Here is a 23264-nt window from a genome sequence, read left to right on the forward strand (position 1 = left end):
ATGGCACAAAAACAACTGACACAGAAGGAGAAAAGAATCAACAGAACCATTACTTTACTGGCCTGGATCCTGATCATCAGCGGTATCACAGGAATGATAAGTTTTTATCTTTTTTCGAGGAGAAATGTAACCACCAATGATGCTCAGATCGAACAATATATTACACCGGTATCCAGCAAAGTTTCAGGGTTTATCAAAACGATAAAGTTTAATGAAAATCAGTTTGTACATAAAGGTGATACCTTGATCATCATAGACAACAGAGAGTTTGTAAATCAGGTACAGATGGCAGAAGCTAATCTCCATGCCAATGCTGCTACGATCACAACGATTGAAAGTGGTGTAAATACCAAGCAAAGCGATACCAGGATCATTGATGCCAGGATCGCTTCGGCAAAAATTGACATATGGAAAACGGAACAGGATTTCAAAAGGTATCAAAACCTTCTGGCAGAAGATGCTGCTACCGAACAGGAGTTTGAAAATGTAAAGGCATCTTATGAACAGTCAAAAGCTAATCTTTTGGCACTGGAACAGCAGAAAAATGCAGTAAAAGCCGGAGCCAGTGAGCAGCAGACGAAGGTCGCTCCTGTCAAAAGCCAGATTCAGCAAAGTTCCGCCAGCCTGAATAATGCCAGGCTTTTCCTTTCTTATACTATCATTACCGCTCCTTATGATGGCTGGGTAGGTAAAAAAACAATTCAGGAAGGGCAACTGATCAAAGAAGGTCAGGCACTGGTACAGATCGTCAGCAAAGAAAAGTGGATCATTGCCAATTATAAAGAAACACAGCTTGGACAGATCGACCCAACGCAAGAAGTTACCATCACAGCAGATGCTTATCCGGGAATTGAATTTAAAGGGAAGATCCTGTCAGTTTCTCCCGCATCAGGATCACAGTTTTCTTTGGTGAAACCAGATAACGCTACGGGAAATTTCGTAAAGATCGAACAAAGATTTCCTGTAAAAATTATCCTTGACCATACTAAAGAAAGTGAAAAACTGCTTTCCGGAATGAATGTTCTGGTGAGTGCGAAGAAGATCTAGATTTGAGTGTGAGAGTGTTTGAGAGTATTAGAGTACAAAATGATCCCGTTTACTATTATTTTAAAATTATCTTCCGCGAAAAGGCAAAACCGCAAAAAGGTGAAATAGCATTGTAATTTTTTTGCATTATTAAAATTGATCATATCAACTACAGTAATAAATGAAGTATAAGAGAAACCTTATCCCTTTTTAGCGATTTTGCGATTCCTCTCTTTCGCTTTTTTGCCCAGATACAATTAACAATATAAAATAAAAGATATAAAAAGAAGTCTCACACCACTTCAGTGATTTTGCCAACAAAAATTATGCAACACAATACAGTTTATCATAAATGGGTACCACAATGGCTGAAACTGCCGCTTCTTATTCTGGCATTGTTTCCCCATCTGATGTTGTTGTCGCTGTTACATTCCAACAGCGCCTTCACATCTTCCTTTATGGATGTAGATTCAGATGACATCCAATACTTAATGATTTTGATGTATGGGACATTTGTGGTTACCCTTTTAGTTTTACAGCGGTTTATGGCTTATTTCAGTGTAAAATATTATGTTCTGCTGATGGCCTCTATTTCTGTGATCATTCTCTATACTCAGTCTGTCACCAATGATTATCATATTATTTTGGTCGTCAGGTTCCTGGAAGGAATTTTCGGGTTACTGGAAGGCGCTATCTTCCTTCCATTGATCATTGCTGAATTAAAAACAAGACACGCTAAGGTTTTAGCTTATCTGTTTATGTATGCCATTATGCTGACCGGTGGTACAGTAACCACTTCCCTGCTGAAATCAAGCATTGAAGACTATGACTTTCAGCACATGGTCTTAATGATGGTCTATTTTCATGTATTTGTACTGATCATCGGAATAGCGATCTTTAATAAAAACAGGTTCTTTCCTAAAAAACCCCTGTACCAATTGGATATTGCAAGCTGGTTTCTGCTTTGGGTATGCTTACAGGCCGGAGGTTATGCTATTATTTATGGCAAAAGACTGATGTGGTTCGAGTCAGATACGATCATCATGTGCCTGTTCATCTTTCTGCTTTCCGGAGGCTTGTTTATGCTTAAGCAGCGAAACTCCAAAAGACCGCTGTTCCATTTTGAAGTTTTCAGCTCTAAGAATGTGGTGGCCGGGATGGTCCTTTTCTTTATTTTCTATCTGATCCGCTCCGGGCTGAACAACGTATACAGCATCATGGCAACCGTCTGGAAATGGCCGTGGGACTATATTGTAAATATCCAGTACTGGAATGTGGCAGGAACGCTCGCAGGGGTATTCTTATCAGGAATCTGCCTGGTACGGGGAATTTCCTCAAGAATTATTTTCTTTACAGGATTCCTGCTGCTAGCTGTAGATTGTGCCTGGTTTACCTATACCTTTTATCCGGATACGACACTTTCTACAATATGTCCTCCTTTATTGTTACAGGGAGTAGCACAGGGATTATTGTTTACACCGCTTGTTTTCTTCCTGATTTCCCGAACGCCTGAAGAATATGTTTCCAATGCTACGGCTTTGGGAACTACTACCCGCTTCTGGACCACTGCCATCGGATATGCATTAATGCAGAACCTGATGCTTTTTTTAACGTTAAAACATTCTGACACGCTCAGCTTTAATCTTACCGATACCAATCCCGTTTTCTACAGTCAATGGAATCAGCTTTTCGGGGCTCATATATCAAAACTCCCGGTAAATGATTCACTTTCAATGACTGCAGGAGCTTTTAAGGCTAAAATAACCGCTCAATCGATCCTCCTTTCCAATATGGAAGTTTTTACCGGCCTATTCTGGCTGGCTTTAGTTACTGCGCTTCTTTTACTGTTGTATCATCCGGTAAAAATAGCGGTAAGGAATATTATGTAGTATTTTGTGAAGGAAGCTGGAGGATAGAAGAAAGAATAAACTTTGGCCGGTTTATTGTTGCTTGTTTTTTCACCACAATACCACATCAACCCTTACGTTTAATACAAAAGCCAACGCATGGAAATTGAAAAAATTTTACTGAGCCAGAGATCCTTTTTTGAAACACAACAAACGAAAAGTATTGCTTTCCGGAAAATGTATCTTGAAAAGCTCCGGAATCTGATCATCTCCAATGAAAATAGGCTGTATGAAGCTATCCACAAAGACTTTGGAAAATCCAGGTTTGATACATTCACTACAGAGCTCTCTTTTGTCCTGAAGGATATTGATTATTATTTAAAAAACTTAAAATCTCTTGCGAAACCTAAAAAAGTAAGTACCAATCTTGTCAATCAGCTTGGAAGCAGTAAAATTTATCAGGAACCTTTAGGCTGCATATTGGTTATCGGAGCCTGGAATTACCCTTATCAGCTCTCTCTTTCTCCTGTTATTGCTGCCATTGCTGCCGGAAACTGCTGTATTCTGAAGCCCAGTGAAATAGCTGAAAATACAATGAAGGCCATGTCGGATATTATCAATCTCCATTTTCCATCTGAATATGTACATGTATATGAAGGCGGCATCGCTGAAACTACAGAGCTTTTAACATTAAAGTTTGATAAAATATTCTTTACCGGAAGTACAAAAGTTGGAAAGATCGTTTATAAAGCTGCGGCAGAGCACCTGACTCCCGTAGTTCTTGAGCTGGGTGGAAAATCTCCGGCTATCATCACCAAAGATGCCCATCTCGAAACGGCTGCCAAAAGAATAGTATGGGGAAAATTCTTAAATGCCGGACAAACCTGTGTCGCTCCGGATTACTTACTGGTAGAAGAAACGATACAGGAACAATTCCTCGAAATGGTAAGAAAGTATATTAAAGAATTCAGATATGAACCGGACTCAGAACAGTATACGAGAATCATCAACCTTAAAAATTTTCAAAGGCTTACAAAACTTATCGACAGGGAAAAGCTTTATTTCGGAGGGAGTTACAATGAGGAAAACTTATATATTGAGCCTACCATCCTGAATAATGTGGATTGGAAAGACGACATCATGCAGGAAGAAATTTTTGGACCGCTGCTTCCCGTTCTTAGCTTTAAAAATTATAATGCTGCTTTAAACTCGGTTTTAGAACTGGAAAAACCGCTTGCAGCCTATCTTTTCACCAATAACGCAGAAGAAAAAGAGGCATTCACAAGAAAACTTTCTTTTGGCGGCGGATGTATCAATGATACTGTCATGCATTTAAGCAATGATCATCTGCCATTTGGAGGAGTAGGAAATTCAGGAATAGGAAATTATCATGGAAAATATGGGTTTGAAACATTTTCTCATCAGAAATCCGTTCTTGAAAAAGTGACATGGGGCGAACCGAATCTTAAATATCCGCCATATTCAGAGAAAAAATTAAGCTGGGTAAAAAAACTGCTTTAATTATTCCCAAAATGGAGAATTATAAAAAATAATATTGTAGTTTTATTACTGTTAATCAACAAATAAAACATTATGAAAAATTTAAAAAAATTGTCTCGTGAACAGTTAAGAACTGTTTCAGGAAAAGGTTCTTGTGCTGCGACATGCTCTAATGGTTCTTTTGTATATGTTAGTTCATGTACATCGTGTATTGATTATTCAGGTGGAGCAGCGTGTTATAATTCACATGAGCAGAGCATTTATGTTGAAACCTGCTAAGTTTACGCAATAATAAGTCCTATTACAAAATTGTAATAGGACTTATTATTATCAAATAGTACGACTACTTTTTAATTTTCCAAGTTTCAAAAAATCCTTTTACCCTAGATAAATTATAACCATTTCCTTCCTCCAATGGTTTACTATCTTGAACATGAATCATTTTACCACTTGCATTTAAAACAATAAAAACTGGATATCCATATTTTTCTCCAGGCTTTCCGTATTTTGATAGAACTTTTTCATTTTTATTTTCAGGAGAGTCATTCAAATGATAATATAGATAATTTTCATCTACAATTTCCTTTAACTCAGGGGTTGTTTGTACAAGATTATTAAAACGAAGGCACCATCCACACCAGTTTCCGCCGGCCTGGATCATTATATTTTTCCCTTCTTTCTGAGCCTGAGCCACTAATTTATTAATGTCAGCCTGCGCATCTGCTTTTGGATCATAAGGTTTAGGAAGCTTGGCCTTTTCTTCAGCAGCCTTTTTTTTCGCATCCAGCTCTGCATGGTCGGTTTTTACCAAAAGTGCGTTATCATTTGCTCTTCCTTCCTGTGGTTTATTGGTATTCTGTGAGAAACCAAGCACACTCAATCCCAGAAAAGCTACAATCGTTAATTTTTTCATAACATAAAAGTAAAAAAATAATATATATCTCCAGCAAAAATAGAACCATAATTTTATTATCACTAAATTTGCGTGTTTTATGAATTTTCTAATCAAAATATTATTCCTCATCTCAAAGCTTCCGCTGAAAATATTGTACATTTTTTCGGATGTTATCTTTTTCTTAAATTACTATCTGGTAGGTTACAGAAAAGAGGTTATCACTCAAAATCTGAGAAAATCTTTTCCGGAAAAGTCCGATGAAGAGATCAAAAAGATCCGAAAAAAATTCTACCTTAATTTTTCCGATTATCTGGTAGAAACCATAAAATCTTTCAGCATTTCCGAGACGGAATCCAGAGTGAGAATGCAGCACATCAACCAGCATTTGTTTCACGAAGCGAAGGAAGAAGGAAAAAATATAATTTTACTGGCCGGACATGTTTTCAACTGGGAATGGATCAATGCGCTGGCCAGGGTTATTCCTCAGGCTCATTGTCATCCTGTATACCGAAAGGTAAACAGTGATTTCTGGGAAAATCAGATGAAAAAGGTCCGTAATAAATTCGGAAATGAGGCACTGGAAGCCAATGAGGTGATCCTGAATATTTTCCGTTCTAAAAACAACGGTGATTCGGCCTACATGTTTGTAGCTGACCAGACTCCTCACTTTGCCCATGTCACCTACGGATTGGAATTTCTGAATCAACGGACACCTGCTTTTATAGGATATGATAAGCTGGCCACAAGAATGGACCTTGTTTTTATCTATTGTGAAATGAAAAAGGTAAAACGTGGCTATTATCAGGTCAACTATCACAGAATATACCCGGATGGCGAGAAATTCATAGAAAATGAAGTAGTAAGGAAGTTCCATAAGCTATTGGAAAACACGCTGCACAAGCATCCGGACAACTACCTCTGGTCACATAGAAAGTGGAAATACCAGGATTCTATCAAAAATTTTGATGCTGACAAAAAATAGATTTACATGCAGAAAAAACCGGCAATTGTCATCTTAAACTGGAACGGCAGAAACTGGCTTGAGAAATTTCTTCCGGGTGTGGTTCAGTTTTCCCGGAATGCAGACATTTATGTCATCGATAATCTTTCAACAGATGATTCCATCGCCTATTTAAATAAAAATTTTCCTTCAGTAACCGTCATTAAAAATGATAGGAACTATGGGTTTGCAGGTGGCTATAATGAAGGTTTAAAAAAGATTAATAATGAATATTACTGCCTTCTCAATTCTGATGTGGAAGTTACTGAGAACTGGATAGATCCTGTACTGAAAATATTCGAAGTACATCCCGAAATATCAGCAATCCAGCCTAAAATCCTATCCTATCATAATAAGACCCGTTTCGAATTTGCAGGTGCTGCGGGCGGTTTGATCGACAATCTGGGGTATCCGTACTGCAGAGGAAGGGTTTTTGATGATGTGGAAGAGGATAAAGGACAATATGATGATGAAACAGAAATATTCTGGGCATCAGGATGCTGCTTCTTCATCCGTTCAAAGGATTTTTGGGAGCAAAACGGTTTTGACGCAAGATTTTTTGCGCATCAGGAAGAAATTGACCTGTGCTGGAGACTGATCAATTCAGGGAAAAAGATCTTCTATACCGGAAAATCCAGGGTATATCACGTAGGAGGCGGAACTCTGAATAAACAAAGTGCGCAAAAAACATATTTAAACATCAGAAATAACCTTTCCATGATGCTTAAAAATCTTCCTTTTCCTAAATTAGTGTGGTTGATTTTTTTCAGACTTTGCCTGGATGGAGTAGCCGGAATTTATTTTGGATTAAAACAGGGCTTTCCACACCTCTGGGCAGTAGTAAGAGCTCATTTTGGCTTTTACGGACAGCTTCCCGGAACATGGAAGCTTCGTCAGAAAAATCAAAAGAATGAATTCTATCAATCAAAATGGTTGATTTTTAAACACTTTTTAGGTAGCAGGTAACAAAACGAGCAACCTTATTAAACCAAACAACCAGCAACCAGATAAAATAAACCTACAAGAATGGACTTCTGCGCAATAGATTTTGAAACAGCCACTCACGAGAAAAGTTCAGCTTGTGAAATGGGAATCTGTGTGGTACAGGACTCTAAAATTGTAGAAACTAAAACCTGGCTGATCAAACCACCGAGTTTTCCTTATTTCAATAAGTTCAATATTGCGGTGCATGGGATACAGCCGGAGGATGTAAAAGACGCGCCTACTTTTGATGAAATATGGTATGAGGCGCAGGACATGATGTACGGAAGTCTGATGATTGCTCACAATGCTGGTTTTGATGCCTCGGTTTTAAGAGGATGTCTTGAACATTATGGAATGTTTACCCCAAAATTAAATTATCTGTGCAGTATACAGCTCGCTAAAAAATCATGGAATTACCTTCCGAAATATGGTTTAAAGCCTTTGGCAGAATACCATCAGATTAAGTTTAACCATCACAGGGCCGGCGCCGACGCTGAAGTTTGTGCCAAAATATCTCTGCTTGCTTTTGAAAAGCTCTTTCTTACCAGTAATGATGAAGTGAATGAGTTTATGAAAGCAAAAATTAAAAAGCTTTGATTTTTTTATTTAACCACAGATCTTCACAGATTGGCACAGATGATTATGTATACCCTTCCTGCATTCCTGATCTCTTTTTGTTTTAGTTACTCAAAACTTCAGACAGCAGATTGAATTTCGGAATATCGATCTCGAAAGTTTCCTGTGTCTCCATGTTTTTAACCAGGTATTTTCCGCTCATATTGCCAACGCCGGACCGAAGCATTACATTGGAGAAATAGGCGAAATTTTCGTTGGTTCCTATCTCAGGGGTTAAACCGATCACACCGTCTCCTATAATCTCTGTATATCCAAATCCTACATCGAAGATCAGCCATTTTCTTTTCAATACTTTTATAGGAAAGCTTCCGTCATTTTCTATAGTGATACTGTATTTGAAAACATAACGGTTTTCGGATGGATAACTGTTCTTACTATCATATTCAGGTATTACTGAAACTTTGATATTGGAAGTCATTTTTGAAAACATCATTGTAGTATTTCCTTAATAAATACAAAAATCTCGCCTTTTTTAAGGCGAGATTGTATATTTATATTATAATTTTATTAAAACTATAATCCAAGGCCTTTTCTTTCGTCACCTCCCATTAATATTTCAACAGGGTTGTCGATACCTTCTTTTACCGCTACAAGGAATCCTACAGATTCTTTTCCATCGATAATTCTGTGGTCATAAGACATTGCCACATACATCATTGGTCTGATTACCACCTGCCCGTCAACAGCAACCGGTCTCTGGATGATGTTGTGCATTCCAAGGATCGCAGATTGCGGAGGGTTGATGATCGGTGTAGACATCATAGATCCGAAAGTACCACCGTTAGTAATGGTGAAAGTACCACCCGTCATTTCATCAACAGTAATTTTACCGTCTCTTACTTTTGTAGCAAGATCTTTGATGTTTGCTTCAATAGCGCTGAAAGACATGTTTTCTGCATTTCTCAATACAGGAACCATTAATCCTTTAGGTCCTGAAACTGCGATTGAAATATCACAGAAATCATAGTTTACTTTGAAGTCTCCATCGATAGATGCGTTTACATCCGGATACATTTGTAATGCTCTTGTCACTGCTTTGGTAAAGAAAGACATGAAACCAAGTCCAACACCATGCTTTTGAGCGAATTCTTCTTTATATTGTTTTCTTAATCTGAAGATTTCAGACATATCAACCTCGTTGAAAGTAGTCAACATTGCTGTTTCATTCTTCACAGAAACTAATCTCTGAGCGATTTTTCTTCTTAAAACTGAAAGCTTGGTCGTTGTAGTAGATCTTGAACCTGTCGCAGTAAGAGGGCTTCCTCCCAATGCAGGAACTGCAGCTAATTCAGCGTCAGTTTTAGTGATTCTTCCGTCTCTTCCTGATCCTGTAACCTGTCCTGCATCCACTCCTTTTTCATCAAGGATCTTCTTAGCAGCCGGAGACGGAGCTCCTGTCGCGTAAGTTTGTGGAGCAGCAACCGGAGCAGCTGGTTTTGGAGCTTCCTGTTTAGCAGGTTCAGCAGCTTTCGGAGCTTCTTCCTGTTTTGGAGCTTCAGCAGCCGGTGCAGCACCTTCTGGTCTTGCAGCATCCATATCAATTAAACAAACTACCTGACCTACTTGTACCACATCACCTTCTTCTGCTTTCAAAGTGATCACACCACTTTGTTCTGCCGGCAATTCAAGAGTTGCTTTGTCTGAGTCTACTTCAGCGATAGGTTGATCTTTTTCTACATAATCACCATCTTTTACAAGCCAAGTTGCAATTTCAACTTCTGTAATTGATTCGCCCGGTGAAGGAACTTTCATTTCTAAAACTGACATATCGAGTATTTTTTATTTTTTAATTGATTATTATTTTAAATTAAGCTGTAACGGGTCTTTTTGCAGGGGCATCATCTCTGTCGAAAACTCTGTTGATCACTGCATTTTGGTTTTTCTCAAACATTTTGTGGCTACCCGGAGCCGGAGCACCACTCGGTACCGGAGCGACTACCTGGATTCCCGTATCTCTGAAATTTCTCAGGATATAAGACCAAGCTCCCATGTTTTCCGGTTCTTCCTGAGCCCATACAAGCTCTTTTCTGTTTTCATATTTACTGAAGATCGCTTCGATAGCGTCTGTCTGAAGCGGATATAACTGCTCGAATCTTACCAATGCGATATTTTCACAGTTCAGTTCTTCTTTCTTCGTTAATAATTCGAAATACAGTTTACCTGAACAAAGAACTAATTTTTCTACTTTTTTAGGATCTGCAGTAGGATCATCTAACACTGGTTGGAATGCTCCGTTTGCAAAATCTTCCAGCGGAGAAACCACTTTAGGGTGTCTCAATAAAGATTTAGGGCTCATCACGATCAGTGGTTTTCTGAATGCCCACTTCAATTGTCTTCTCAACAAGTGGAAGTAGTTAGCCGGTGAAGTAATATTCGCTACCACCATGTTTTCATTAGCACAAAGGGTAAGGAATCTCTCCAGTCTTGCTGAGGAGTGCTCTGCACCCTGACCTTCTGAACCGTGAGGCAATAACATTACCAATCCGTCCTGAATCTTCCATTTTTCTTCTGCAGCTGCCAGGTACTGGTCAACAATGATCTGAGCACCGTTCACAAAGTCTCCGAACTGAGCTTCCCAGATCGTCAATGTATTGGGAGAAGCCATTGCATATCCGTAATCGAAACCTAGAACTCCATATTCTGAAAGGTGAGAGTTGTATACATCAAATCTGCTTTCAGATACGTGTCTTAACGGAATATATTCTTCTTCTGTATCTTCTGTTTTTACTACGGCATGTCTGTGGGAGAAAGTACCTCTTTCCACATCTTCCCCTGAGATTCTTACATTGTGACCTTCTACAAGAAGCGTAGCATATGCCAGCCACTCTCCTAACGCCCAGTCTAATGAGTTTCCTTCAATAGCTTTGATACGGTTTTCGAAAAGTCTGGTAATTTTATTAATGAACTTTTTATCAGCAGGAAGTGTTGACATTTTAATGGCCAGCTCTTTCAGCTTAGCCAAGTCATATTTTGTATCAACGGGTAATTGAACTGCTCCTCTCTTTCCGATCGGATAATTTACCCAGTCTTCAGCCATGAACACATCCATTACGTTTTTCTCGATCTCTTTGGAAGCATCAAAGTCTTTATCAAGAAGCGCTTTGAAGTCGACTTCCATCTTTTTGATGATATCGTTAGAAATAACGCTGTCGTTGATCAGTTTATCTTTATAGATTTCTCTTGGGTTCGGGTGCTTCGAAATCAACTTATACAGGTTAGGCTGAGTAAATCTTGGTTCATCCCCTTCGTTATGACCGTATTTTCTGTATCCTAAAAGGTCGATGTACACATCTTTTCCGAATTTCGCTCTGAAATCAGCAGCAAAATGCATAGCATGAACCACAGCTTCAGCATCATCGGCATTTACGTGCATTACAGGAGATTCTGTAACTTTTGCAATGTCTGTACAGTAGGTTGAAGATCTTGCGTCAAGGAAATTCGTGGTGAAAGATACCTGGTTGTTTACCACAATATGAACGGTACCTCCTGTTCTGTATCCTTCCAATGTCATCATCTGTGCCACTTCATAAGCAATACCTTGTCCGGCAATGGCTCCGTCTCCATGGATAATGATCGGTAAGATTTTAGAATAATCTTTGTACTTGTCATCTACTTTTGCACGACAGATCCCTTCTACAAGAGCAGCCACGGTTTCAAGGTGAGACGGGTTGGGCGTCAGGTTGATCGCAACTTCCTCTCCCGAAGCTGTTTTTATTTTTTTAGATGATCCCAGGTGATATTTAACGTCACCGGAGAATACATCTTCTTCAAATTCTTTTCCTTCAAATTCTGAGAAGATCTGCTTGTAAGATTTTCCAAAAATATTGGATAATACGTTCAGCCTTCCTCTGTGTGCCATTCCCAGCACCACTTCATCTACTCCTAGCTGAGAAGATCTTGAGATCAGCTGATCCAAAGCCGGGATTAATGTTTCTCCTCCTTCTAATGAGAATCTTTTTTGTCCTACAAATTTGGTATGAAGATAGTTTTCAAAAGCTACCGCCTGGTTTAATTTTAATAAGATCTCTGTTTTTTCATTCGCAGAAAGGCTTGGGTGGTTTTCGTTTACCTGAAGCCATCTTTTGATGAAGTCTTTTTCTTCAACATTGTTGATGTACGTATATTCCACTCCGATAGAATCACAGTAGATGTTTTCAAGATGCTTGATCAGATCTGCTAAGGTAGCAGGCTCTTTCATTCCTGTTTCAACGGCACAGTTGAATTTTGTATTCAAATCTTCTTTGGAAAGACCGAAATTTTCGATATCCAGAGTAGGTGTATAGTGTCTTCTTTCTCTAACCGGGTTTGTTTTTGTGAACAGATGTCCTCTCGTTCTGTAAGCCTCGATAAGGTTTACTACTTTGAATTCTTTTTTGATGTGCTCAGGAACCTCTCCGTTTGATACTGCCTGAGAGATCTGCTGTACTGCCGGAGCAGCGCTGGCCGAAGCCTGAATAAATTGGATGTTATCGTCATCTCCATAGTTCTCTAAAGCAAAATCGAAGCCTTGAAAGAAAGCTTTCCATGATGGTTCTAGGGAATCCGGGAATTTTAAGTACTGTTGGTATAAATCCTCAATTAACTGAGAATGAGCTGCGTTTAGGAATGAAAATCTGTCCATTATTACAGTTTATCTATTTATTAAAATTTATTTGTAGAATTAATCTTCAAATTTAATAAAAAAAACCGAGTTAGAGCAGTCTCAAACCGTTAAAAAAAATTAAGAAAAAAATTATTGAATAAAAATCACTTATATACTGATAATGAGAGCTTCACGTTCACAGGTTGTCCTTCCATCGGACGCTCAATAAAGGTCTGACGGATGTCTCCGAAGCGCATCTCGTCTTTTTTCGCTTTCTGAATCAGCTGCTGGATTGCCTTAATTCGTCCTTCATAGCTTCCTTTGTAGTACATCACGTAGTTTTGAGACGGATTTACGGACCTAAAGTTGAAATTATTGTCAGATACTCCTATTTTCTTGGAAAGCGGAATTCCGAGGAAGTAAGAAACCTCTTTGTCTTTGTAATTATCAGCATCGGTAATCAGCATCGGATATCCGAATTCATCATCTCTTTTCCCAAGGTCCATCGTCACGAAATTATACACTTTGTTGTAATTCATCACGATGTTTTTGTAAAGAGCGTCCTTTTTATTCGAAGTGCTTACATTGATCCCCAGCAACAGTTTGTTTTCTTCATTTTCCACCATCAGACTGTCATATTTGATCGCTGCCATCTGATTGTCTTTTTCGACCTTATTTCCTAAGGAGTTTTTAAGATTGACCATACTTTTGTTGATATTTTCAGCAAAACGGTCTTCGGTCCAGAAGTTTTCAACTCTTCTCCATACAGGAAGCTTCGGGGTATGTACGTACCACGTAATCTTTGTTTTTTCTGCAGAAAGGGGTTTAAATTTGACATCAACCAACGTCGGATTTTCATTTTTATCCTCGAAAAGCTGATATTTTAAGGTCTTATTGGGATTCTCGTATCTGATGAACATTTCGCCATCAGTATCGTTTTTAGGATCTACATAACTGATTGAGCTCCCCTGTCCTTCATAAGGCGTATAATAATCGATATCTATAGACTGTGAACTGGTAAAAAAATTGTTCCATCTTGTAAAATTCTGAAGATTATTAAACTGGGCAAAAACCTTATCCACCGGATAATCGATCTCTTTTTCAATCGTAAAATTTTTGCTCTCATCTACAAAATAATACATGGAAGCAGCATAAGCTCCTCCCAAAAGAATAATAATTACAGTTAATATTTTAAAAATACGCATCGCACAAAAGTAATACAAATAAAAAAAGTGACCAATATGCTGATCACTCTAGTTGTATGTTTAACAATAATTAACCTATTAAGGGCTGGGAACTGGATGAGGGAAGCTGGAAGTTACCATTAGACAGACCATTACTATCAACTCTCTGATAAAAAATGTTCCGACTGACAAGGATAAACCAAACTTCAATCAAGACAAGGCCCCTGACCACTTTCCGGCTTTAATAACTTACCTCTTCCTTCTCTTCATCCAATATGCGTTCCAGGAGGCAGCACTGCTCCTTTTTTCACCACCACAATTCCATCCTGTACAGAATGGGTTCCGTAGTCACCATCCGGAATATGTTTTCCTCCGATGATCTTTACATTGTCTCCGATATAACAGTTTTTATCCAGGATCGCCCTTTCTATATAACAGTATTTTCCGATTCCCATATTAGGACGGCCGCCTCTGTCATTTATTACGATTTCTGTGGTATTCTGGTAGAAATCCGCACCCATCACGTAGGAATTGACAATCGTACTTCCTTTATCGATCCTCGTTCTGTTTCCAATCACGGAATTTTCAATTTTATCCGCCATGATGATGCAGCCGTCTCCGAAAACAGCCTTACTTACGTAGGAACCGTTGATCTTCGATGGTGGCAGCATCCTTGCTCTTGTGTAGATAGGTGATGAAGAGAACAGATTGAACTGCGGAAGATCCAGGCAAAGATCAAGATTTGCCTCGTAAAAAGATTCTATTGTCCCGATATCTGTCCAATAACCTTCATACTGATAGCTTAATGTCTTATACTTTCCGATCGAACTTGGAATGATATCTTTTCCAAAATCATCACCTGCTCCTTCTTCGAACATCTTTTTAAGGATATTCTTTGTGAAAATATAGATTCCCATAGAAGCAAGAAATTCTTTTCCTTTACGTTTGTTTTCATCTGAAACTTCAGATTTTAAGCCTTCCAGCATATCATAATCCGGTTTTTCGTAGAAAGAGGTTATATTTCCGTCATCGTCAGACTTCAGGATTCCAAAGCCGGTCGCATCCTTCGCATTGACCGGGATGGTTGCAATGGTAAGGTCTCCTCCGTTTTCAATATGAAAATTCAGCATCTCCCTGAAATCCATCTGATACAGCTGATCTCCTGACAGGATCAGGATATAGTCGTAATCATATTTCTCAAGGTGTTTCATCGACTGGCGTACCGCATCTGCAGTTCCCTGGTACCAGCTCTCATTTTCCACATTCTGCTCAGCTGCCAGAATATCTACAAAACCTTTGCTGAAAATATCAAAATGATAGGAGTTTTTGATATGAGAATTCAGGGAAGCAGAATTAAACTGTGTCAGCACCAGGATCTTATTCAATCCGGAATTCAGGCAGTTTGAAATAGGAATATCCACCAGTCTGTATTTTCCTGCGATAGGCACAGCCGGTTTTGACCTTGAATACGTTAACGGGAATAATCTTGTTCCTCTGCCGCCTCCCAATACAATAGAGATTACATTTCGGTTCATAAATATCTTGCGTTTTTTTATTTTATTAAGTTCACTTTTCTGTTCTTAGTGTCTACATGCAGTGTGCAACAGTCATTTTTCCTATTATTTTCATCATACCCATATACTTTTACTTCATACACTTCTGAATTATTGAGCTGCTTCACCTCTTTATCCACTCCATTAACCTCTATATTACATTTTTTAATTTGCTCTAAGCATCCCGAAGCTGTATCTTTTCTTCTTTAAAAGAAGGAATACCGCTTCCTTTTCCACAGGAAACTATCCCTGTTGCCAGCCATGCAAAAAGGAAACTTTTCTTCATTTTCAGCTATTATATAAAGCTATGTATTTTTCCGCAGATTTCTCCCATGCAAAATCAAAATTCATATTCGCATGGATAAGATCTTCCATTACTCCTTTTTGATTGTATATTCCCAATGCCCTGTTCATCGCATGTACAATATCATCTACCCCGGGATAAGCGAAATTCAGTCCCGCTCCTCCTGTTGAAATATCTTCTACCGTATCTCTGAGTCCGCCTGTATACCTCACCACCGGAACAGTTCCGTATCTCATAGAATACATCTGATTCAGTCCGCATGGTTCTACTCTTGACGGCATCAGAAGGAAATCCGCAGATGCATAGATCTTATGGGAAAGATGCTCTTTATATCCGAGATCCAAAGCAAAATTGGTATAGGTATAGTCATATTCTTTCAGCTTATTCTCAATATAGGTATTTCCTGAACCCAGGATCATAATATTTAGGGCTCCATAACTTTGCTTGATGCTTCTCCATACCACATCCGGAAGCAGGTCCGCTCCTTTTTCCGTAGCGAATCTTCCAATAAAGGCAAATAAAGGAAGTTCGGGTTTCAAGCCATATTCTTTACACAGCTTTTCCTTATTTTTCTTCTTTTGGGCAACTGCATTTTTTATATTAAAATTAAAATCCAGCATAGGATCGGTTTCAGGGTTCCACACTTCCGTATCAATCCCGTTGATGATTCCGTATGCTTTCCCGAATTCCTGACGTACCAGACTTTCCAGCCCCCGGAAACTTATAAAAAGTTCCTCAAGATACCCTTCGGAAACGGTAGTGAAGGCATGAGAGCATTTGATCATACTGGCCAGTGGATTCATAAGTCCGTTCCAATCCATCAGTCCCCATTTATAAGCATCAAAGGACGGCATATAATTGGCCATATTCCAGCTCATCATTCCCTGATATTCTCCGTTATGAATCGTTCCTATGGTCTTTACTCCCTTCAGAAATTCAAATTCCGGGCAGTGTTCCACCATAAAAGGGACCAATCCGGTGTGGTAATCATGACAATGTAATACATCGGGTCTGATCTCCATAGCGCACATCCAATGCAGAAGCCCGTGCTGAAAGGCTAAAAACTGGAAACTTTCATCCTGGTAACCGTAAGGGTTATCCCTATCCAGTAATCCCGGAATTTTCACCATATACAGCTCAAAACCCAGAACGTCTGTTCTCTCCTTTATAACCTGAACCTGCAGCATATTCGATCCCTGATGAATAAATCCATCAAAAACCACATCAAATTCATGGTCATAAACAAAAGCTTTATTGTACCATGGCATTACCACCCTGGCCTCTACCCCTTTTATTTTGTTCTGATATTTGGGCAGCGCCCCTACCACATCTGCCAGACCACCTACTTTTGCTATAGGGTAACATTCTGTGCTTAAATGATATATCGTCATAATTTTTCGTCAGTGTTAATCAATTATTTCAAATCTTCTTCATAAAACTTAAATCCAAATTTTCAGTCATTGATAAGGCCATTTATAATTTCCTTTGCCTGGTTCTCATCTGAAAGAAATTCATGCTCATCAACCTTTTCGTTAAAAAATGAAGCATTCTATTTTTCAATTCTATGATCAAAAAACAGAGTTCTGTATTAAACTTTGCTTCAGAAACGGGAGACCCAATGACAAAATCCTTAATTTCATCATAGTTTTTCCCTAAAATATCAAACATTGAATCATTTTATGCTATGGTTTAAATTTTATTCTGTGTAATTTATACTTTTTATCTTTTTTCTGTCTCAAAATAATGCCCGCCAAAGGTGACAACTTCACCGTTATTGACTTCTGATGTCCTCTCCATTCTTCATATTTTTCTTCCAGAATCTCAGGCTGCACTCCGCTTCCGCTGTACTGCTGATCATCAGAATTAAAGACAATTTCCCAATGCGTTCCTGCGGCAACCCCTATTTTATAATCTAAAACTTCCGGCGCCAGATTCAGGATTACCATCAGAGTATCATCCCGTTTTTTACCTTTTCTGAGATATACATACACAGAGTTTTCCAGATCGTCTGCTTCTACCCACTCAAAACCGTTTTTATTGAACTGGTTTTCATAAAAGGCAGGTTCTGATCTATACAGGTGATTTAATTGTTTCACAAGCTCCTGCAAGCCTTTATGAACCGGATATTTCAGCAAATGCCAATCCAGGCTCCGGGTAAAGTTCCACTCACTGGTCTGTCCGAATTCATCCCCCATAAAAAGCAGCTTTGCTCCGGGATGGGTATACATATATACATATAAGGTACGCAGATTGGCAAACTTCTGCCATTCGTCACCTTGCATTTTATAGATCAGGCTTGCTTTTCCGTGTACGACTTCATCGTGAGACAGAGGCATCATATAATTTTCATTATACATGTACATGGAAGCAAATGTAAGTTTATGATGATGAAACTTTCTGTTGGCAAAATCTTCTTTAAAATAATCCAGCGTATCATGCATCCATCCCATCATCCACTTCATCCCAAAACCCACTCCTCCATCATGAACAGGTTTTGTCAGCATCGGAAAGTCTGAACTTTCTTCTGCTATGGTCATAATGCTGTTTCCGAATTCTTTATAAACAGCTGTGTTGAACTCCTGCAGAAAAGCTTTGGCTTCAAGATTTACATTTCCGCCATATATATTAGATTCCCATTCACCTTCATTCCTTGAATAATCCAAATGAAGCATTGAGGTGACCGCATCTACACGCAATCCGTCAGCATGGTAACGGTCCAGCCAGAACATGGCATTTGAAATCAGAAAGGATTTAACTTCATTCCTTCCATAGTTGAAAATATGGGATTTCCAGTCTGGATGAAATCCTTTTCTGGGATCTTCATGTTCGTATAAATAGGTGCCATCAAAACGGTGAAGCCCGTTGGCGTCCCCCGGAAAATGAGACGGAACCCAATCCAGGATCACGCCTATTTCATTTTTGTGAAGCTCGTCAATCAGATACATCAGATCCTGCGGCGAACCAAAGCGTGATGTTGCCGCATAAAATCCTGTGATCTGATACCCCCAGCTCGGATCATAAGGATATTCCATCACCGGCATAAATTCTACATGGGTAAAGCCCATTTCTTTTACGTAGGGAACAAGCTTCTCTGCAATATCACGGTAATTTAAAAAACGGTCTGGATTATCTCCTTCCCTCACCCATGAGCCCAGATGCAGTTCGTAAACAGATATAGGAGCTTCAAGGTTGTTTTTTTCCCAGCGGCTGTCCATCCATTCCTGATCATTCCATTCATACCAGGTCGTGGAAACCAATGAAGCCGCCTGGATATTCTGTTCCCAGCTTAAAGCATAAGGATCACTTTTTTCCAGAATCTCACCTCTCGGAGTTTCAATAGCATATTTATATAAGGTGCCCCAGGTCAGTCCTTCAATAAATCCTTCCCAAATCCCGGATTCATCCCATCTTGGAAACAGGATATGATCTTTATGGTTCCAGTTGTTGAAATTTCCTATAACGGAAACTTTTTTTGCATTGGGAGCCCATACTGAAAAATAAATGCCTTTTACCCCATCTTTTTCCGCAGAATGTGCTCCAAATTTCCCATACAGCTTATAATGCCTACCTTCTTTGAAAAGATACACATCATGATCAGTGAAAAGCGTATAGGTTTTAACAGAATTCATCAAGATCGGTTTGTATTTATATTTTTCCTGAAACTACGAAAAATACTGACAACAGCCATTAATTATTCATCAAATAATTGTCAAGTCAGTTTTCTTCTTTCGTCTACTTATCAAATATATCATTTTTTGATTCACATTTTTATGATTTCAAAACAATCTTTTTTATAAATTTAGCAACATAATATTTATTAAACACATATGATGAGGTTTGAACTTTATACAGAAGAAAAAGATGACAGGCCGGTATTTGTCACCGGAAATTTCAACAACTGGAACCCTAAAGACTACAATTATCAACTTAAACAACAGGACCCCTGCAATTATTTTATAGAAATCGATGATCAGATCCTTGCAGACGAAATCGAATATAAATTCACAAAGGGAGGCTGGGAAAACGTCGAGCTGGATAAGTACGGAAACATTACCCCCAACCGAAAAATAAAAAAATCCACAGGAAAAACTTCTGACATTGTAGAAAAATGGAGATTAAACTGGGGACCATTCAAGGAAGAATACTTTCCCATAGCGGAAGTAATTTCAGAAGAGTTCTATATTCCTCAGCTTGACCGATACCGTAAGGTTTGGGCGCTTCTTCCCCACGATTATCATGCTTCAGATAAGCATTATCCCGTTCTCTACCTTCAGGACGCTCAGAATCTCTTCAATGAAGGAAGTGGCTACGGCAACTGGGAAATTGATAAAAAACTGTCTATACTGGCAGAATATGGACGTGGAGACATTATTATCATTGCTATAGAACATGGAAGCGAAGACAGGATCAAAGAATATATCTTCGATAATGACAATATCGCCAACGGCTCCGAAGGAAAAAAGTATATCCGTTTCATTACAGACACTCTGAAACCTTTTGTAGATGAGCATTACCGCACCAAAAAAGACCGTGACAATACGGGAATCGGAGGCAGTTCATTAGGAGCCCTTATCAGCATCTACAGCGGATTCCTTTATCCTGAGGTATACTCCAAGCTATTGATCTTTTCGCCTTCTCTTTGGGTAGAGCCGAACAATAATTTTCCGATGATGAGCTTCAGAGTTCCTTTTAAAATAAAGATCTACTTGTACGGCGGCGTTCAGGAAGGTTCTAAAATGGTAAAGAGAATCCATGTTTTCGAAGAGTACCTGAAAAGGTGGGAAAAGAAAAACCTTTTTGATTTTGAATTCAGAACCAATATCAACCCGGAAGGCACCCATAATGAATTCTACTGGTCACAGGAATTTCCGAGAGCCATAGAATGGCTGTTCTATGACAACACCGAAAATCCTGTCGAAGTAAAACCGCAACAACAAAGCATTAAGAACTAAATTTATGAAATTAATCAATAAAAAAAATACGAACTATACTCAGGTTTTCCATTTATTCACCGAAGAGGAATGGACAAAAACAAGTAAAAATTTCAATACAAATATTTCCACCTTTTTTACAGGTAAAAAGCATGAAGTCTTCGTGAATGCCCATGAAGAAGGTATCACTTATTTTATAGGACTGGGAAAATCTACCTTACAAAATTTCGAGTTCCAACAGGTAGCTGTAAAGTTCTCACAGACTCAAAAGGAAAAGCTGCAGGCAGTACCGACATTGGCCCTGGCAGATTTTATGAATGAAAAACAGCTTGAAGAATTTGTAAAAGGATTACTTCTTGGAACATATAACTATCCTTTTGAAAAAAAGCATCCTTTCTGGGATACGAAATTTGAGCTTCATTTTGAAAATTTAAGCCAGAAAAAATTAGATCACATTACCCAGAGAGCTGAAGCATTAAGCAACGGTCAAATCACCTGCCAGGATTGGCTGAATAAACCTGCCAATCTTAAAAGACCGGACATTTTCAGTACATATCTTAAAAATCTGGCAAAAAAATATGATTTAAAATACACAGCTTTTAACAGGAAAAAATGTGAAGAGCTTGGCTTAGGAGCCTATCTTTCCGTTAATCAGGGAAGTGCCTACGATGCGGCGTTCACTGTTTTGGAATATAAAACCTCCGTAAAAAATGCGAAAACGTATGGTCTGGTCGGAAAATGCATATTGTTTGACACAGGTGGTATATCATTAAAGAATTCAGCCAATCTGCATTATATGAAATCTGATATGGGCGGCGCTACAGCTGTTCTTGGAACTTTAATCTATGCAGCCGAAATGAAGCTTCCGGTCAATATTATAGCCGTTCTGCCCATTACCGACAATGCGATCTCTGAGAAAGCCTTACTTCCCAGCGATGTCATCACTGCATACAATGGAAAAACAATCGAAGTCCTTGATACTGATGCGGAAGGCAGGCTGATCCTGGCAGACGGACTTTCATATCTTTCCAAAAACTACAAAACAGATTATCTTATCGACCTGGCCACTTTGACGGGCAGTTCAGTACGAATGTTCGGAGATACCTGTGGGGCCATGTTCTCCAATAATGAGGAATTGAAAAATAGTCTGATCAAAACCGGAGATCAGACCAACCAAAGGCTTTGGAACCTTCCGTTATGGGACATCTGGAAAGATGATATACAGTCTGATGTTGCGGATCTGAAAAACATTTCGATGAAGCCTGTAGGAGACTGCATCATCGCAGCAAAATTCCTGGAACAATTCATTGAAAACCACCCTAAATGGGCACATCTGGACATAGCTGGAGTAGCCTTCGGAAATGTAAGTTATGCCAAGGAAAAAGCGGCAACCGGTTTTGGGGTTCAATTACTCGTGGATTTAATCGAAAATTATCACTAAAAATTAGTTTTTTACAAAAAATCTCTGTATACTTGATTAGTGAATTTTCAAAAGCGCACAATATTCTGTTTTTTTAACATTAATAAAACAATAAATAATTGCTTTTATTTTTGAAAATTCACTAAAAATTAAAAAACATTATATGGAGAAGAAAACTATTGTGTGTATTTCGTGCTATTACAAGGGCTACGATTTTATGGACGAAATGAAGACGCTCGGTAATAAAATCATCTTGGTAACCTCTGAGAACCTTAAAGAAAAAAACTGGCCCTGGCATGCTATTGATGAGACATTCTATATGCCTGAGCTAAAACCATCCGTATGGAATCTGGAACATCTGATCCAGGGTTTTTCACATCTGATGAAGAGCAGGAAAGTAGATGCTGTAGTAGCGCTTGATGATTATGATGTGGAAAAAGCCGCATTGATCAGAGAAACGTTCCGTATTCCGGGAATGGGACAGACCACCCACCGTTATTTCAGAGATAAACTGGCCATGCGTCAAAAAGCAAAAGATTCGGGAATCAGCGTTCCGGAATTCACAGCTGTTTTTAACGATGATGAGGTCAACAACTTTGTAGACAGAGTTGCTCCTCCATGGGTACTGAAGCCCAGATCAGAAGCATCAGCATCAGGAATAAAAAAAATAACCTCCAAGGAACAGCTTCACGAAGCGTTGGAAACCCTTGGCGAAGAACGGCATCTTTTTTTACTGGAAAGCTTTAAGCCCGGTGATGTTTATCATGTAGACAGCCTTACCTTTAATAAAGAAATTGTATTCACTTCCGCTTCAAAATACCTTGCTCCACCAATGCAGGTCTCTCATGAAGGAGGTGTTTTCAGGTCTAAAACGCTGGGAAGGGATTCGGAGGAGTTTAAAGACCTGGAAGAGATCAATGCCAAAGTACTTTCGAGCTTCGGACTTCTTAACGGAGCCACACACACAGAGTTTATCCGTGGAAAAGAAGACGGAAAATGGTACTTTCTTGAAACCTCCTCCAGAGTTGGCGGGGCTCACATTCCCGACCTGGTGGAAGCATCAAGCGGAATCAATATCTGGCGGGAATGGGCCAAAATTGAAGATGCGCTTCTAAGGGGAGAAGATTACAATATTTCATCTCCTACAAGCTACTATTCAGGACTTATTGTTGCCCTGATCAAGGATAAAGAACCGGATTACAGCAATTTCGAGTCTGAAGAGGTGGTAAAGTTCCTTCCTATAGATTACCATGTCGGAATTGTTTATAAATCCAGCGATGCAGCTATTGTACAGGACAGATTAGACAGTGCTGCTGAAAAAATACACTCAGAAATGCTGAATATCCTGCCTCCCAAAAGCAGTAAACTAAGCAGTTAAACACAATCATTAAAGTAAAGAAAA

General features: G+C 39.0%; 18 protein-coding genes. 10 read left to right on the top strand and 8 right to left on the bottom strand.

All coding sequences use genetic code 11. The annotated features are described in order from the left end of the window. The 4 genes from AC4IF5_RS08200 to AC4IF5_RS08215 all read left to right on the top strand — a co-directional run bounded on the left by AC4IF5_RS08200 (position 1) and on the right by AC4IF5_RS08215 (position 4652). Positions 1-1047 carry an HlyD family secretion protein gene (locus AC4IF5_RS08200; protein WP_490733420.1) on the top strand — a complete coding sequence of 349 codons (1047 nt, stop codon included), beginning with the start codon at positions 1-3 and terminating at the stop codon, positions 1045-1047. A gap of 305 nt (positions 1048-1352) precedes the next feature. Next, positions 1353-2915: an MFS transporter gene (locus AC4IF5_RS08205; protein WP_490733422.1), complete on the top strand. Its 1563-nt coding sequence runs from the start codon at positions 1353-1355 to the stop codon at positions 2913-2915. A 117-nt stretch (positions 2916-3032) separates the two neighbouring features. Then, positions 3033-4394, top strand: coding sequence for an aldehyde dehydrogenase (locus AC4IF5_RS08210; RefSeq protein ID WP_490733424.1), 1362 nt, complete (start codon positions 3033-3035; stop codon positions 4392-4394). 72 nt (positions 4395-4466) lie between these two features. Next, positions 4467-4652: a bacteriocin-like protein gene (locus AC4IF5_RS08215; protein ID WP_490733426.1), complete on the top strand. Its 186-nt coding sequence runs from the start codon at positions 4467-4469 to the stop codon at positions 4650-4652. A gap of 64 nt (positions 4653-4716) precedes the next feature. Here the strand turns inward: AC4IF5_RS08215 and AC4IF5_RS08220 are convergent, their stop codons facing one another. Continuing rightward, positions 4717-5286, bottom strand: a complete 570-nt coding sequence (locus AC4IF5_RS08220) for a thioredoxin family protein (RefSeq protein WP_490733427.1) — start codon at positions 5284-5286, stop codon at positions 4717-4719. Positions 5287-5365: 79 nt separating this feature from the next. Between AC4IF5_RS08220 and AC4IF5_RS08225 the strand changes: the two genes are divergently transcribed. From AC4IF5_RS08225 to AC4IF5_RS08235, 3 genes are read left to right on the top strand one after another with little or no spacing between them, the layout of a single operon-like run. After that, the gene (locus AC4IF5_RS08225; RefSeq protein ID WP_490733429.1) at positions 5366-6250 is read left to right on the top strand and encodes a lysophospholipid acyltransferase family protein; all 885 of its coding nucleotides are present in this window, start codon (positions 5366-5368) and stop codon (positions 6248-6250) included. Between the two features lie 6 nt (positions 6251-6256). Further along, positions 6257-7234: a glycosyltransferase family 2 protein gene (locus tag AC4IF5_RS08230; protein ID WP_490733431.1), complete on the top strand. Its 978-nt coding sequence runs from the start codon at positions 6257-6259 to the stop codon at positions 7232-7234. A 60-nt stretch (positions 7235-7294) separates the two neighbouring features. Further along, positions 7295-7849: a 3'-5' exonuclease gene (locus AC4IF5_RS08235; RefSeq protein WP_490733433.1), complete on the top strand. Its 555-nt coding sequence runs from the start codon at positions 7295-7297 to the stop codon at positions 7847-7849. Positions 7850-7931: 82 nt separating this feature from the next. Here AC4IF5_RS08235 and apaG read toward each other — a convergent pair whose 3' ends face one another. The 7 genes from apaG to glgB form a co-directional block, all read right to left on the bottom strand. Beyond that, positions 7932-8321, bottom strand: coding sequence for a Co2+/Mg2+ efflux protein ApaG (gene apaG, locus AC4IF5_RS08240; RefSeq protein WP_490733435.1), 390 nt, complete (start codon positions 8319-8321; stop codon positions 7932-7934). Positions 8322-8401: 80 nt separating this feature from the next. Next, on the bottom strand, positions 8402-9655 hold the full coding sequence (gene odhB, locus AC4IF5_RS08245; protein ID WP_490733437.1) for a 2-oxoglutarate dehydrogenase complex dihydrolipoyllysine-residue succinyltransferase: 1254 nt from the start codon (positions 9653-9655) through the stop codon (positions 8402-8404). Positions 9656-9695: 40 nt separating this feature from the next. Further along, positions 9696-12509, bottom strand: a complete 2814-nt coding sequence (locus tag AC4IF5_RS08250) for a 2-oxoglutarate dehydrogenase E1 component (protein ID WP_490733439.1) — start codon at positions 12507-12509, stop codon at positions 9696-9698. Positions 12510-12634: 125 nt separating this feature from the next. Further along, positions 12635-13675 (bottom strand): SRPBCC domain-containing protein, encoded by a 1041-nt coding sequence (locus AC4IF5_RS08255; RefSeq protein WP_490733440.1) that lies wholly within the window; start codon positions 13673-13675, stop codon positions 12635-12637. A gap of 245 nt (positions 13676-13920) precedes the next feature. Continuing rightward, complete coding sequence (locus AC4IF5_RS08260; protein ID WP_490733442.1) at positions 13921-15189, bottom strand: glucose-1-phosphate adenylyltransferase; 1269 nt, start codon at positions 15187-15189, stop codon at positions 13921-13923. A 306-nt stretch (positions 15190-15495) separates the two neighbouring features. Beyond that, complete coding sequence (locus tag AC4IF5_RS08265) at positions 15496-16902, bottom strand: glycogen synthase (protein ID WP_490733444.1); 1407 nt, start codon at positions 16900-16902, stop codon at positions 15496-15498. Between the two features lie 291 nt (positions 16903-17193). After that, entirely contained in the window at positions 17194-19140 is a 1947-nt protein-coding gene (gene glgB, locus AC4IF5_RS08270) for a 1,4-alpha-glucan branching protein GlgB (RefSeq protein WP_490733445.1), read from the bottom strand. 201 nt (positions 19141-19341) lie between these two features. On the opposite strand from glgB, the gene AC4IF5_RS08275 reads away from it, so the two are divergent. The 3 genes from AC4IF5_RS08275 (at position 19342) to AC4IF5_RS08285 (ending at position 23240) form a co-directional block, all read left to right on the top strand. Then, the gene (locus AC4IF5_RS08275; RefSeq protein ID WP_490733583.1) at positions 19342-20463 is read left to right on the top strand and encodes an alpha/beta hydrolase-fold protein; all 1122 of its coding nucleotides are present in this window, start codon (positions 19342-19344) and stop codon (positions 20461-20463) included. A gap of 4 nt (positions 20464-20467) precedes the next feature. After that, entirely contained in the window at positions 20468-21883 is a 1416-nt protein-coding gene (locus AC4IF5_RS08280) for a M17 family metallopeptidase (RefSeq protein WP_490733447.1), read from the top strand. A gap of 142 nt (positions 21884-22025) precedes the next feature. Continuing rightward, on the top strand, positions 22026-23240 hold the full coding sequence (locus AC4IF5_RS08285) for an ATP-grasp domain-containing protein (protein ID WP_490733448.1): 1215 nt from the start codon (positions 22026-22028) through the stop codon (positions 23238-23240). The last annotated feature ends 24 nt before the right edge of the window (positions 23241-23264 follow it).

Source organism: Chryseobacterium sp. UF-290 (assembly GCF_058245615.1).